This is a genomic window from Aliikangiella marina (assembly GCF_007004765.1).
Classification (GTDB): domain Bacteria; phylum Pseudomonadota; class Gammaproteobacteria; order Enterobacterales; family Kangiellaceae; genus Aliikangiella; species Aliikangiella marina.
On record NZ_VIKR01000002.1, the window covers coordinates 72881 to 86652 of the forward strand.

General features: G+C 43.7%; 12 protein-coding genes. 10 read left to right on the top strand and 2 right to left on the bottom strand.

The features are described 5' to 3' along the window. The first annotated feature begins 38 nt into the window (after nucleotides 1–38). From pstC to phoU, 4 genes are read left to right on the top strand one after another with little or no spacing between them, the layout of a single operon-like run. Nucleotides 39–1430, top strand: coding sequence for a phosphate ABC transporter permease subunit PstC (gene pstC / locus FLL45_RS06535; protein WP_142941232.1), 1392 nt, complete (start codon nucleotides 39–41; stop codon nucleotides 1428–1430). Nucleotides 1431–1457: 27 nt separating this feature from the next. Further along, nucleotides 1458–2726: a phosphate ABC transporter permease PstA gene (pstA, locus tag FLL45_RS06540; RefSeq protein WP_142941233.1), complete on the top strand. Its 1269-nt coding sequence runs from the start codon at nucleotides 1458–1460 to the stop codon at nucleotides 2724–2726. 8 nt (nucleotides 2727–2734) lie between these two features. After that, complete coding sequence (pstB, locus tag FLL45_RS06545; RefSeq protein ID WP_142941234.1) at nucleotides 2735–3571, top strand: phosphate ABC transporter ATP-binding protein PstB; 837 nt, start codon at nucleotides 2735–2737, stop codon at nucleotides 3569–3571. 10 nt (nucleotides 3572–3581) lie between these two features. Continuing rightward, complete coding sequence (phoU, locus tag FLL45_RS06550) at nucleotides 3582–4298, top strand: phosphate signaling complex protein PhoU (RefSeq protein ID WP_142941235.1); 717 nt, start codon at nucleotides 3582–3584, stop codon at nucleotides 4296–4298. A 57-nt stretch (nucleotides 4299–4355) separates the two neighbouring features. Here the strand turns inward: phoU and FLL45_RS06555 are convergent, their stop codons facing one another. Beyond that, nucleotides 4356–4757 (bottom strand): OsmC family protein, encoded by a 402-nt coding sequence (locus tag FLL45_RS06555; RefSeq protein ID WP_142941236.1) that lies wholly within the window; start codon nucleotides 4755–4757, stop codon nucleotides 4356–4358. Between the two features lie 318 nt (nucleotides 4758–5075). Here FLL45_RS06555 and crp point away from each other — a divergent pair, with 318 nt between their 5' ends. Further along, nucleotides 5076–5732 carry a cAMP-activated global transcriptional regulator CRP gene (crp, locus tag FLL45_RS06560; protein WP_142941237.1) on the top strand — a complete coding sequence of 219 codons (657 nt, stop codon included), beginning with the start codon at nucleotides 5076–5078 and terminating at the stop codon, nucleotides 5730–5732. 87 nt (nucleotides 5733–5819) lie between these two features. On the opposite strand, the gene FLL45_RS06565 is transcribed toward crp, so the two are convergent. Then, nucleotides 5820–8420 (bottom strand): penicillin-binding protein 1A, encoded by a 2601-nt coding sequence (locus tag FLL45_RS06565; RefSeq protein WP_142941238.1) that lies wholly within the window; start codon nucleotides 8418–8420, stop codon nucleotides 5820–5822. Nucleotides 8421–8773: 353 nt separating this feature from the next. Here FLL45_RS06565 and FLL45_RS06570 point away from each other — a divergent pair, with 353 nt between their 5' ends. From FLL45_RS06570 to FLL45_RS06590, 5 genes are all read left to right on the top strand, one after another. After that, nucleotides 8774–9841, top strand: coding sequence for a pilus assembly protein PilM (locus FLL45_RS06570; protein ID WP_142941239.1), 1068 nt, complete (start codon nucleotides 8774–8776; stop codon nucleotides 9839–9841). Then, nucleotides 9841–10407: a PilN domain-containing protein gene (locus FLL45_RS06575; RefSeq protein WP_142941240.1), complete on the top strand. Its 567-nt coding sequence runs from the start codon at nucleotides 9841–9843 to the stop codon at nucleotides 10405–10407. Before FLL45_RS06570 ends, FLL45_RS06575 begins: the two co-directional genes overlap by 1 nt. Further along, nucleotides 10407–11027 carry a type IV pilus inner membrane component PilO gene (locus tag FLL45_RS06580; RefSeq protein WP_142941241.1) on the top strand — a complete coding sequence of 207 codons (621 nt, stop codon included), beginning with the start codon at nucleotides 10407–10409 and terminating at the stop codon, nucleotides 11025–11027. The genes FLL45_RS06575 and FLL45_RS06580 overlap by 1 nt, the downstream gene beginning before the upstream one ends. Nucleotides 11028–11100: 73 nt before the next feature. Then, nucleotides 11101–11598 (top strand): pilus assembly protein PilP, encoded by a 498-nt coding sequence (locus FLL45_RS06585; RefSeq protein ID WP_185964359.1) that lies wholly within the window; start codon nucleotides 11101–11103, stop codon nucleotides 11596–11598. Between the two features lie 20 nt (nucleotides 11599–11618). Beyond that, the gene (locus FLL45_RS06590; RefSeq protein ID WP_210247135.1) at nucleotides 11619–13742 is read left to right on the top strand and encodes a type IV pilus secretin PilQ; all 2124 of its coding nucleotides are present in this window, start codon (nucleotides 11619–11621) and stop codon (nucleotides 13740–13742) included. Nucleotides 13743–13772 lie beyond the last annotated feature (30 nt).

Consider the following 13772-nt stretch of genomic DNA (forward strand, 5'->3'; position numbering starts at 1 on the left):
TTTATGAGCTGCCTCAAATTTTTATGTGAGAAAGATAAATGACTTCGTCAACCCTGATTTTCGTTGTTTTGTTCCTGGCATTGTTCAGTTATTGGTATGGAATCCAACGTTCAATCAAAGTAGCCGGTGGTGCTACCCAAGTTAAAAAGCTGGTATCTTTACCGCGTCAATTTGGTCTTCTCACAGCTATGTGGTGCGGGCTTCCAGCTCTAATCTTCCTGCTAGTATGGACGTTTTTCGAGTCCACCGTAATTGAAGCCTTACTGGTACAATCGTTGTCTGTTGAAGTTCAGCAACTTGATCAGTCTGCTTTGGGCTTATACCTAAATGATGTTCGTCTTCTTAGCGATAGTAGCGCCGAAGTTCTCCAAAAAGCAGATCCAGACAAGGTCTTTGCAGCAGAAAAGCTGCTAGAGATAAACCGAGATGCTGCTTGGTTAAAGTCTGGCTTGGTGTTAATTCTGTGTTTGTCTTGTGTTGCTTTTATTATTAGCCGGTTTGCGGTTGATTTTAGAGCAAGAGTTTATCTTGAAAAAATTATTATGCGAGTCTTGCTCGCTTGCTCAATCATAGCAATCCTCACAACGGTCGGTATTGTTATGTCGGTATTGTTCGAGTCAATCCAGTTTTTTAGTTCGGTGCCGCCTTGGGAATTTTTGTTTGGCCTCGAGTGGAGTCCGCAAATGGCCCTTCGAGCCGACCAAGTAGGGTCATCGGGTGCATTTGGCGCGGTACCGCTGTTCGCCGGAACCATTTTAATCACCATTATTGCAATGTGCATGGCCGTCCCTGTTGGTTTAATGACCGCAATTTATCTATCACAATATGCGTCTGAGAGACTTCGCTCGTATGCGAAGCCTATGCTTGAAGTGTTAGCAGGTATTCCTACGGTTGTCTACGGGTTCTTCGCCGCATTAACTGTTGCACCCTTCATACGTGACACGGGTGAAGCGCTCGGTTTGAGTGTTGCTTCGGAAAGTGCGCTTGCCGCTGGTTTAGTGATGGGCGTGATGATCATTCCGTTTGTATCATCACTTTCGGACGATGCGATAAACGCTGTACCTACCGCGTTGAAAGAGGGGTCTCTGGGAATGGGAGCCACTCAATCGGAAACGATTAAACAAGTTTTATTGCCAGCAGCACTGCCTGGTATTGTTGGTGCCTTTTTACTCGCAGTCTCTCGTGCTGTCGGCGAGACAATGATTGTCGTTATGGCTGCCGGTATGGCAGCGAACTTAACGGCAAACCCGTTGGATTCTGTTACAACGGTAACTGTGCAAATCGTAAAACTGCTTACCGGTGACCAAGAATTTAATACGCCAAAAACATTAGCGGCCTTTGCGCTGGGGCTAATGTTGTTTGTTACTACGCTGGCACTTAATGTTGCGGCATTAAAAGTCGTTCGCAAGTATCGCGAACAATATGACTAAACCAATTAATCGAACTGAGACGTTAAAATGTCAGATAGTACTCAAAAAGTAATCAATAGCCTGAAGAAGCGGCATCGTAAAGAAAAAGTCTTTCGTGCAGCAGGAGCCACCGCAATTGGCTTCGGTTTCTTGCTCGTGTTTCTTTTAATCACGGACATTATTACCAAGGCGACGCCGGCTTTTAAACAAAACTGGATTGCTATTGAAGTTGATTTTCAGCCGGATTTGTTGGGAATCGACGGATTGGATTTAACCCGGTTACCTAAGGGCGATTACAGAACGGTCTTACGAAGCGCTATTTTTGAAATGATGCCGGAAGTGTCCGGCCGAAGAGATAAGCGAAGCTTATTTGGATTAATCAGTAGTAGTGCAGAGTTCGAGATTAGAAACCATCTTGTCGCTAATCCTGCTGACTTAGGCAAGAAAGTGACTGTCTGGGTAAAAGTTGATGACGATGTTGATAGCTATTTAAAAGATGATGTGGTTGTCGGTGAGCCAGGGATCAGAATCAGTGAAAAACAAGCGACTTGGATTAAAAAGTGGGTCGATAGTGAACTCATCGAGAGTCGCTGGAATTCCGAGTTTTTCTCCTTAGGCGACTCTCGAGAACCTGAGTCTGCTGGTGTTAAAGGGGCACTAACCGGTACTTTTTATACGATGCTGGTAACGCTTGTATTGTCATTCCCGCTTGGAGTTGCCGCTGCCCTCTATCTTGAAGAGTTCGCACCAAAAAATCGCTGGACAGACTTTATTGAAGTCAATATTAATAATCTAGCAGCAGTGCCATCCATCGTATTTGGTCTATTAGGCCTTGCAGTAATTATTAATATCTTCGGGCTACCACGATCGACGCCGCTTGTCGGTGGTATAGTGTTAACTTTGATGACACTGCCAACCATTATTATCGCCAGTAGAGCGTCGATTAAAGCCGTTCCGCCGTCGATTAGAGAGGCGGCGATGGGACTCGGTGCATCACGGATGCAGGTGGCATTTTCGCACGTTTTGCCACTCGCTATGCCCGGTATTATTACTGGTACCATCATAGGAATGGCGCAAGCACTCGGTGAAACAGCACCACTATTAATGATTGGTATGGTAGCCTTTATTGTTGATGTTCCTGGCGGCATCACCGATCCAGCAACCGTAATGCCTGTACAAATTTATTTATGGGCAGATAGTCCGGAGAGGGCATTTGTTGCAAAAACATCTGCTGCAATTTTAGTATTACTTGGATTCTTGTTAATCATGAATTCATTCGCCGCATTTATGCGCAAGAAATTTGAGAAGCGTTGGTAGGATTAGCTATGAGTGATCTTTCTATAACAGAAGCATTGACTTCAGATGACATTGTCATTGAAGGTACAGTAGGAACAACAACCGCAGAAGATGCAAAGATGTCGATGCGTAATGTCAATGTATTCTATGGTGATAAGCAAGCCATCAAAAATGTAAGCCTCGACTTGGCACGAAACCAAGTGACTGCACTTATTGGGCCTTCCGGTTGCGGTAAGTCGACCTTTTTGCGCTGCCTCAATAGAATGAATGACACGATTCCGATTTGTCGCGTGGAAGGTGAGCTGAAGTTAGAGGAACAAGATATCTATGCAAAGAAGCTTGATCCGGTTTTGTTGCGAGCCAGAGTTGGAATGGTATTCCAGAAACCTAACCCGTTTCCAAAATCAATCTACGATAATGTCGCTTATGGTCCAAGAATCCATGGCTTAGCCGCCAACCGAGCGGAGCTTGATGAGATAGTGGTGTCTAGTTTGCAAAAAGCCGGTCTGTTTGGCGAAGTAAAAGATCGCTTAGATGCTCCTGGAACGGGGTTATCGGGTGGTCAACAGCAAAGATTATGTATCGCCAGAACGATTGCGGTAAGTCCAGAAGTGATTTTAATGGATGAACCAGCTTCAGCTTTGGACCCGATTGCAACTGCAGTTATTGAAGAGCTGATTGATGAGCTTAAAGAAAAGTATACGATTGCCATTGTTACTCACTCAATGCAACAAGCAGCGCGTGTTTCTCAAGCAACAGCATATTTCCATATGGGACACTTGGTTGAGATGGGTAAAACAGAGCAGATATTTACTAACCCAACTCATGAATTGACAGAAAACTACATTACTGGTCGATTTGGATAGGGAGATAAAAATGGAAAATGATTTACATTTAGGTCAACACATTTCAAAGCGTTTTAACGAAGAGCTAGAAGAAGTTCGTAACTTAGTAATGAAAATGGGCGGCTTAGTCGAGCAGCAGGTGCGAAGCGGTCTAAAAGCTTTGTTAGCTGCTGATCAAGAATTAGCGAAAAAAATCGTTGAGGAAGATGATGCGGTCAATGCTTTGGAAATTCAAATTGACGAAACTTGTACCCAAATATTAGCTCGGCGACAGCCTGCAGCGAGTGATTTGAGATTAATGGTGAGCATCATCAAAACCATTACTGATCTAGAAAGAATTGGCGATGAAGCGGTTAAGCTTGGCAAAAATGCGGCTAAATTATCGGACGATGGAAAAAGCGCTCGTCAATTTGTTGAATTAAGACATTTAGGTGAGCATGTTAATGAAACGCTCAATAAAGCATTAACTGCTTACGCGCGTCTTGATGCAGAAACGGCCTTTGAAATCATTAAAAATGACAAAGTGATTGATGAAGAGTTTGATAATATCTCGCGCCTATTGATTACTAAAATGATGGAAGATCCGAGAGAAATTAAAAACGCATTAAGGATCTCTTGGTGTGCTCGAGCATTAGAAAGAATTGGTGATCACACGAAAAATATTTGTGAGTACATCCTTTATCTAGTCAAAGGCGAAGATGTTCGTCATAACACGGTAGAAGAAATTAGAAATAAGATTGCTGATTGAAAAAACAATAAAAAAGGCGCAAAGAGCGCCTTTTTTATTGGGGCGATTTTTAATCGGTTAGTCGGCCTCTATAATTTCAAAACTATGCGTGATTTCGACAGCTTTTTTGAGCATCAAAGAAGCAGAGCAATATTTCTCCATAGATAAGTCACAAGCTCTCTTAACTTGAGACGCTTTTAAGTTTTTGCCGGTGACTTTGTAGTGAGCATGCATTTTAGTAAACACTCGTGGTGCATCCTCTGCTCTGTCTGCATCTACCTCACAAGTACAATCAGTAATCTCTTGCCGAGCTTTCTTTAGAATCATAACAACATCAATTGATGAACAGCCAGCAACACCCATAGCAATTAAATGCATCGGTGATGGGGCTTTTCCGTCACCGTCTATGGTAATCGATTGACCTGCTTCGTTAGAGGCCACAAATGTGAGGTCTTGTTGCCATTTGGTGGTGATTTTCATTAAATTCTCCCGCAGAGATAAAGGATACAATTTTTTCGCAAGGTTACTCGTTCTCGTACGAAAATGCAGTAATATTCACGCAAATAATTTAAAAAAAACTGATATAAGCTAAGATACTGATTTAAATATAGTAAATTCAACTACAAGCGAGTAAAAAAGCAGGTTGAATGCCTCTCTTGACAGAGGTATTATCGCTTTAGGAGAATTCCTGATTGGCGTTAAATAAAAATAAGTAGCCGAAACATTCTTAAAAGCTGCTAATATTAAGATTGCGCTGTTGCTGAAGTGAGCGTCTTCAAGTACAAACCGGAAATCAAAATGGCATTGATTAAAGAGCCCCTTGCACTACCTCATAATATAAAAAGCGATCCGACTTTGGATTGGTTTGTTGCACAGTGTCACAAGCGTCGCTATGCACCCAAGACTACGATCATTTTCGCTGGTGATAAACCGGAGACCTTGTACTTTTTAATCAAAGGTTCTGTCAGCGTGTTGATAGAAGATGATGATGGCCGCGAACTTGTTTTGGCCTATCTCAATTCTGGTGACTTTTTTGGAGAAATGGGTTTATTCGATAGTTTGAGTGATCGAAGCGCTTGGGTAAGAGCAAAAACGGAAACCGATGTCGCAGAAATCAGTTATGCGCGTTTTCAAGCCCTGGTTAAAGAGCAACCAGACATTATGTTTAAACTTGCCGAGCAAATGGCTTTAAGGCTAAGAAAAACCAGTCGCAAAGTGGGAGACTTAGCTTTTATGGATGTTACAGGAAGAGTAGCGCGGGCATTGCTTGATTTAGCGAAAGAGCCCGATGCGATGACACACCCTGATGGCATGCAAATCAAAGTCACCCGCCAAGAGTTGGGCCGAATTGTTGGCTGCTCTAGAGAAATGGTCGGTCGAGTACTTAAGGTGCTCGAAGAACAAGAACACATCTCTGTGAAAGGGAAAACAATGGTTATTTACGGTACTCGCTAATATTAACGAGTACCCAATTATCTCTAGTCAGGTCGAAATTAAAGTTGGACCGACCCTCATTGATAGACGTCGCTCGCTAGGTTGAAGCTAAAATATTTCTTCGTCTTCAACCGTTTCTTTGTCATTATTGAAAATATCTTGGATCGGCTTTTCTGCGTATTCCGTTGGCACAAACTCTTCTCTAAATAGTTCGAATATCGGATTTTGTGTGAGACTAGTAGCGAGCTTACCATTTGACGGATCAATTCTTGCGGTGATAATACCTTCAGGTCGTTGGAAATTGTTTTGCGGGTGACCTTTTACTGCTGACTCCATAAATCGTTGCCAAATTGGTAAAGCAGCAATCCCGCCAAATTCTCTAACACCCAGTTTTTTAGAGTGATCATCAAATCCAACCCAAGCAGTGGCGACATGACTGAGATTGTAACCACTGAACCAGGCATCTTTCGCGTCATTTGTCGTGCCGGTTTTTCCTGCAAGATCATTGCGTTTGAGTAGCGGGCTTTTATTTCGAGTGAGCGTACGGGTCGCTGTGCCACGATGAATCACATCCTTTAAGATATTATCCACTAAGTAATGATTGCGCTTCTCAATCACTCTCGGCGCAACCTGGTTTTCGGGGAAAGGCATCAGTGGTAACCCAGAAAACTCATTCAATATTTCATCGGTATTTGTTTCTGTTTCTTGGTCTGCCATTTGTGATGAATCAGCCACAAGCTCAAAGGACTGGGCTTGGTTTTCACTTTTCAGAGAAGCATCGACAATGAGATCTTGTAAATTGGCCTCTTTTTTCGCTTTTTGTTCTGCGATAACTGCCTCACAGACTTGGCAGACTGTTAAGGGTTGATGCTGAAAGATGATTCTCCCTTCCGATGACTCGATTCTTTCAACAAACCATGGCTCTACTTTATAACCTCCATTGGCGAGGGTTGCATAGCCTTTGACGACTTCAAGCGGTGTGAAGTTTGGAGACCCCAGTGCGAGTGACAGATAAGGCTGCATATGTTCACCAGGGAAACCTAAGTTTTCTAAATAGCGTTTAGTATAGCGTGGGCCTATTTCTCTGATCAGGCGAACAGAAACGGTGTTTTTTGAGCGCCGAAGTGCGGTGCGGAGACTGGTGGGCCCGGCATAATTATCGCTATCGTTTTTTGGACGCCAGAAGTTTTCAGCCGTAATATCAGCTTCAACGATAGGCATGTCATTAATCATTGAAGCGGGCGTATATTCTTTGTCAAATGCCGCCGCATATACAAAGGGTTTAATATTACTACCGGGTTGGCGACGCGCCTGAGTGACCATATTATATTGATTGAGAGAAAAGTCATAACCGCCAACTAACACCTCGATAGCGCCATTGTCTGGCTTAAGCGATACAAAGCCACCACTCACATCAGGTATTTGCGCTAGCTCATAGCTATCCACGAGATCTGAACGACTTTGTTGGCGTACCCTAATTACATCACCCGGCGTTAAAACTTGGGTAACCTCGGTGACCTTCTTTCCTAAATGGTTTTCATCGACATATTTTCTCGCCCATTTGACTGCGTCTAAATCTAATTGACTGGTGACGTCATTTTTTAAGAGGATAGTTGCAACTTCAGCATTAACTTCAAGAACAAGGGCCGGTAGTAACTTACCAATAACTGGCAAGTCATTGACGATATCATTAAGTTCTTCTCGTGGGGTATTCGGTGCGAGGCTAATTTGTTGTTCTGGCCCGCGGTAGCCGTGGCGACGATCATATTCTTCGAGGCCGAGCACCAGCGCATCACTGGCAAACTGTTGAAGTTTTGGGTCGAGTGTCGTGTAGATCTTGAGACCATCATTATAAGCACTTTCCCGACCATATTTGTCGATAACATATTGGCGAACCATCTCGGCTAAGTAAGGTGCTTCGACGGTTTTACTTGCACCATGCTTACTCGTTTCAATGGGCTCTGCCATTGATTGCTCGTATTGAGCTTGGTCAATGTGGTTTTCTGCAAGCATACGCCCGAGCACATGACTGCGACGAGACAAAGCTCGCTCTGGATAAGAAATTGGGTTATAGACGGATTGACCTTTCGGGATACCAGCGAGGGTTGCCAACTGTGCGATCGACAAGTTGTCCAGCGTAGTGCCGTAATAGACTTGGGAAGCAGCGCCAAGACCGTAAGCTCTGTGACCGAAAGGAATTTTATTAAGAAACAGTTCTAATATTTCATTTTTCGACAGTTCAGATTCAATTTTCCAGGCTAAGAACATTTCGGTGAATTTTCGAGAGAAACGTTTTTCCCGAGATAGATAGTAGTTTCTGGCAACGAGCATAGTGATAGTACTGGCCCCCTGGCTTTTGGTTTGGGTAACCGCCAGATTGAGAAATGCGCGCATCACGCCGAGTAGGTCAACGCCAGAGTGCTCGTAGAATCGCTGGTCTTCAGTGGCAAGCAAGGCATTTATGAAATCTTTAGGAACTTGGTCTAAAGTAATAGGTATGCGACGTCGATCGCCAAACTCATCGATAAGTTGACCATCTTTTGCGTAGATACTCATCGGCGTTTGTAATCTTATTTGACGGATAGAGTCGACTTCTGGAAGTCCCGGTCCCACCGCTAAATAGAGTGCAACAAACCCCATCGATGAGGTAACTGTGAACAAAGTCGCAAAATAGAGAAATTTCGGAGTGATTGCAGAGAGAAACTTCATACCTGAATCTATAAAAATAATTGCCCGTAGTATATCGACAAAGTATATCGGGATTTGTTCTCTGCTTTAACCGCTTATCTGAGTTTTTGTGGAAGATTTCGCCTAAAACTTGGGTATTCGTCACGCAATTGAATATGCATCTTGAGCGATAATTGCGCACCCGAATGTATAAAGAGTCCTCCAATTGGCCCATATTATCGGCCTCGGTCCCTTGACAAAGGGCCTAAATATAGCGAAATTGGACACAATAAAAAGAAAAAATAGGTGAAATTTCTTATAGTTAGGGCTATTATTTAAAGTGAAAACGCAGTTATCGCCTGTAACTGGATAAAACAGATAGGAAAATTAGAATTATGCTGGCTAATCTATTCGGCACAAAAAAGACCGCTCTGGTAGGCATAGATATCAGCTCAACCGCATGTAAATTGATCGAACTGGGAAAGGTCGGTTCACGCTATCGGGTTGAAAGCTATGCCGTAGAACCCTTGCCTCAAGATGCGATGGCAGACAGGGATATCCGAGATCCCGAAGTTATTTGCGAAGCACTCAAGAGAGTGATTAGCCGTTCAGGCACCAGTATTAAACATGCCGCTGTTGCGGTAGCTGGATCTTCTGTCATTACCAAAACCATCCAAATGGATAAAGGTTTGAGTGAAGATGATATGGAGAACCAAATTGAAGTGGAAGCTGACCAATATATCCCCTATCCGCTAGAAGAGGTTGCTCTCGACTTTCAGGTAATCGGAGAGTCCGAAAAAGTCCCTGACAAAGTTGATGTGTTATTAGCTGCGTCTCGTTCTGAAAATGTATACAGTCGTGTTGATGCATTAGAGCTAGCAGGGTTAACCGCAAAAGTTGTCGATGTCGAAGCTTATGCAATCGAGCGTTCATTCAAGTTATTAGCTAATCAATTACCTGACCAAGGCGAAGGCCAAATTATCGCGGTTGCCGACATTGGCGCGACCAATACAAGTCTCAGCGTTATGGAAGATTTCAATACCATATATACCCGCGAACAAACCTTTGGTGGCTCCCAGTTGACCGAGGAAATCCAGCGACGATACGGCTTATCCTTCGAAGAAGCCGGTATGGCCAAGAAACAGGGCGGACTGCCTGATGATTACGAGCCAGAAGTATTAGAGCCTTTCAAAGAAGCGATTATTCAGCAGGTCAGTCGTTCACTACAGTTTTTCTACGGATCGAGTCAGTATGGCGAGGTCGACCACATTGTATTAGCGGGCGGGTGTTCAATTATCGATGGACTCGAAGAAATGATAGAGGAACGACTTGGGACTACGGCGTCAATCGCTAATCCTTTTGCAGATATGTCATTGTCGTCGAAGGTAAATGCCCAAGCACTCAGTTTAGATGCGCCGTCACTGGTAATTTGTTGTGGCCTGGCATTAAGGAGTTTTGATTAATGGCTAATATCAACTTACTGCCTTGGCGCGAGGAACTCCGCCAAGAAAAGCAAAGACAGTTTCTCAGCGTATTAGGCTTGGTCGCGATACTCGGTGTTGTGGTTTCTTGGACTATTTATACGTACTACGATAGCGAGCTTGATAACCAAAGAGCGAGAAACAAATTCCTCCAATCAGAGATCCAAAAGCTGGATTCAAAGATAAAAGAAATCGAAACTTTAGAGAACGAGCGACAACAACTCGTTGAACGAATGAACCTTATTCAGGATTTGCAAAAAAGCCGACCGCAAATTGTTCATGTTTTTGATGAAATTGTCATGAATATGCCTGAGGGCGTCAATCTCGCGTCGGTAGAGAGAAAAGGCGATGATTTGATATTTAATGGTGTTGCGGAGTCAAGCCCGAGAATTTCGAAATTCATGCGTAATATATCGACTTCTAAGTGGCTTCGTTTGGGGCCTCTAGAGACCATCAGTGGTGACAAGGATTCTGGTGCGAATAGAAAGAATTTCTTACTGCGTACTAAAATCAGCTCACCAACAGTGGAAGGTGAGGTACAAGAATAATGGATTTAAATGATTTAAATAACCTCGATATAAGTGACATTGATTTTAACAACATGGGATCGTGGCCAAATGCTGCGAAAGGTGCTGTTGCGGCGCTCGTTTTCTCACTGGTTGTGGGGCTAGCCTATTACTTATTCATTGGTTCGCAAACTGATCTTCTGGTTAGCATTGAAAGAAAAGAATTCGATTTAAAGAAAGAGTTTGAAACTAAACAGTCTAAGGCAGTTAATCTTGATGCTTATAAGCGTCAAATGAAAACCATCCAAGACAGTTTTACCACTTTATTGCAGCAGTTACCCAAATCAGACGAGTTACCCGCGTTGGTCGACGAGTTTTCCTACGCAGCGACGGGTGCCGGGTGTGAACTTGAAGATGTCAGCTTTTTAGATGAACAAGATTCAGAGTTTTATTCAGAAAAGCCAATGAAGTTGACAGTGCGCGGTGGTTACCATCAGCTCGCGGATTTTATCAGTAGAGTGTCTCGCTCGCCTCGGATCGTCACCCTACATGATTTTGTAATCACTATCGGCGATGGCGAAGTACCGAGTTCTCCTGGAGAGAAAATGTTGGTAATGGAAGTGACTGCGAAGACTTATCGTTCGGATTCAGGAGAGGAATAATATGTTATTAAAAAATCCTAGATCTCGTTCGTTTTTCCTGCGCTGTGCCATAGTAGCGCTTGGCGTAGCAGGATTGAGTGCTTGTGGCGGGAATACCAATGATCTGCGGGCATGGGTCGATACAATTAAGGCAAAACCGCCCGGTCGAATCAAGCCAATGCCGGAAGTAAAAGAGTACAAGCCGCATGATTATCAATCGGCGCATTTGAAAAGTCCTTTTTCAGAATTAGAGCCAGAATTAGAGTCGCAATTGCAAGCTTTGGTTGACGGTTGTGATGAATCCATCCGTCCTGATACATCTCGTAGAAAAGAGGACTTAGAAAGGTACTCGCTAGATTCGATGGAAATGGTTGGTATCGTTAATAACAACCAGAAGCAATGGGGACTGGTCAGAATGACCGCTGGTCCTGCGAAAGACAATGTTTTTCACGTTACAGTTGGTAACTATCTGGGTATCAATCACGGCCAGATCATGAAAATTGAAGAGCAACAAATTGAAATTACGACCTTAGTACCGGATAGCAAAGGTTGTTGGGAACAACGCACGGTATACATGGCGCTGGCCCAATAAGGCGAGCTTTAGGAGTTAATATGAGTTATCCAAGCAAGATTAAAAATAAACAAATTCGAGGGGCAGGAGCTATGTTTATTCGCCATTTAAGAAAACTTCTCGTGCTTGTAGCTGTGCTATTCCCAATGGCGTCCAGTGCAGTCGAGATTCAAGACATTGACTTCAACGTTATGCCTGGTGACCGAGTGATGATTCGGGTAAAAATGGATGCACCTCCACCGGCCTATAAAGAAATCACCACAGAGAACCCGGCTCGAATCTGGATGGATTTCGATGGAGTATCGAGTGCATTAAAACGCAAGACCCACAGCATCGGTATCGGCGTTACAAGAAGTGTAACGGCAGTGGAAGCAGGCGGCAGAACTCGTTTGGTGGTTAATTTGGTTGAAATGGTACCTTACTCGACTCGAGTAGAAGGGAATGATCTTGTTATGACCGTTGGTTACACGGATCAATCGGTTGCTAATACCGGATTTAACAGTTCTCAAGCAGTGGCAGATAATTCAGGCGAAGCCGCCTCTGCGTCAGCAGCAAGCGCTCAGCGCAGCGCCGAAGACATTAGCGGAATAGATTTCAGACGCGGCGAACAAGGTGAAGGCCGAATAGTTGTTGGCTTAAACAATTCCAATATTGGAATAGATTTAAGACAAGAGGGTAGAACAATACTGGCCGACTTTATCAACGCCGATATATCCAGCGACTTTATTCGTAAACTTGATGTAATTGATTTTGCGACGCCAGCCAAGCTCATCTCAACCAGTCGAGTAGGTAATAATGTTCGAATCGCGGTAGAGACTTCGGATGAATTTGAATATTTAGCTTACCAGGCTGACAACACTTATGTTATTGAACTCAAGCCGCTAACCCCGGAAGAAGTTGAGCGCAAGAAATTAGAAGAGCCTCAGTTTACTGGAGAGAGATTGTCTTTGAATTTCCAAGACATCCCCGTTCGCGCTGTATTGGCAATCATTGCTGAATTTTCTGAACTAAACTTGGTAACCAGTGATACCGTATCGGGCTCAATTACTTTGAGGTTACAGACCGTTCCTTGGGATCAAGCGCTTGATATCGTATTGAAAACCAAAGGTCTGGCTAAACGCACAAACGGTAATGTAATGCTCGTTGCCCCTGCGGAAGAGATTGCAGCAAGAGAAACCTTAGAGTTACAAACGAATAAGCAAATCGAACAACTTGCACCGCTTCGATCAGAATTTATTCAAGTCAATTACGCAAAAGCAGAGTCACTTGCGGAACTGATTATGACCAAAGGAGCGAATTATCTTTCAGCGAGAGGTAGTGTTGCGGTTGACGAAAGAACCAATCATTTGCTTATCCAAGATACAGCCAAGAAATTAGATCAAATTATAGCCATGGTAAGACGCTTGGACGTACCAGTTAGACAAGTACTTATCGAATCTCGTGTTGTCGTAGCGGACAACGGCTTTGAAGAAGAGCTGGGTGTTAGAGTTGGTATCACTGACAGAGGAAGTGATGGCGCATTAAGTGGCTCGGCAGCTGGTTCTGACGGCGTGTATTTCAACAATAACCCAGCCAATAGAACCTTTGCTGTGGATCTTCCTGTTTCGAACCCAGCCGGTAGCATCGGTATGACCGTAGCTAGGTTGGCAGAAGGTACCATTCTTGACTTAGAATTATCCGCGTTAGAGAGCGAAAACCGAGGGGAAGTAATTGCTTCGCCGAGAGTTATTACCGCCAATCAAAAAGAAGCCTATATCGAATCTGGTGAAGAAATACCCTATTTGACGGCAAGTAGCGCTGGTAATACGACCGTTACATGGAGAAAAGCGGTATTAAGTCTCAAGGTGACTCCACAAATCACTCCAGATGATCGTATAATCCTAGATCTGACAGTTAACCAAGATACTCGAGGTGAAAATATCCTTGATATCGGACCTGCTATCAATACCCGTGAAGTTGGTACTCAGGTATTAGTAGAAAATGGTGAAACTGTCGTGCTTGGTGGTGTTTATCAACAGCGAACCAATAGAGACGTTTCGAAAGTACCTTTCCTCGGTGATTTACCAGGAGTTGGTGCCCTTTTCCGCTCTACGCTTGAAACCTCCGCCAAACAAGAACTCTTGATGTTCGTTACACCAAAGATTGTCAAAGAATCAATCAATTAGTGACGAAATCATCTTAAATAAAGTGGCAAG

Coding starts and splice junctions, on each gene's coding strand:
- pstB (WP_142941234.1), top strand. CDS start 2,735: ATGAGTGATCTTTCTATAACAGAAGCATTGACTTCAGATGACATTGTC.
- FLL45_RS06565 (WP_142941238.1), bottom strand. CDS start 8,420: ATGAAGTTTCTCTCTGCAATCACTCCGAAATTTCTCTATTTTGCGACT.
- FLL45_RS06575 (WP_142941240.1), top strand. CDS start 9,841: ATGGCTAATATCAACTTACTGCCTTGGCGCGAGGAACTCCGCCAAGAA.
- FLL45_RS06555 (WP_142941236.1), bottom strand. CDS start 4,757: ATGAAAATCACCACCAAATGGCAACAAGACCTCACATTTGTGGCCTCT.
- FLL45_RS06590 (WP_210247135.1), top strand. CDS start 11,619: ATGAGTTATCCAAGCAAGATTAAAAATAAACAAATTCGAGGGGCAGGA.
- FLL45_RS06570 (WP_142941239.1), top strand. CDS start 8,774: ATGCTGGCTAATCTATTCGGCACAAAAAAGACCGCTCTGGTAGGCATA.
- crp (WP_142941237.1), top strand. CDS start 5,076: ATGGCATTGATTAAAGAGCCCCTTGCACTACCTCATAATATAAAAAGC.
- phoU (WP_142941235.1), top strand. CDS start 3,582: ATGGAAAATGATTTACATTTAGGTCAACACATTTCAAAGCGTTTTAAC.
- pstA (WP_142941233.1), top strand. CDS start 1,458: ATGTCAGATAGTACTCAAAAAGTAATCAATAGCCTGAAGAAGCGGCAT.
- FLL45_RS06580 (WP_142941241.1), top strand. CDS start 10,407: ATGGATTTAAATGATTTAAATAACCTCGATATAAGTGACATTGATTTT.
- pstC (WP_142941232.1), top strand. CDS start 39: ATGACTTCGTCAACCCTGATTTTCGTTGTTTTGTTCCTGGCATTGTTC.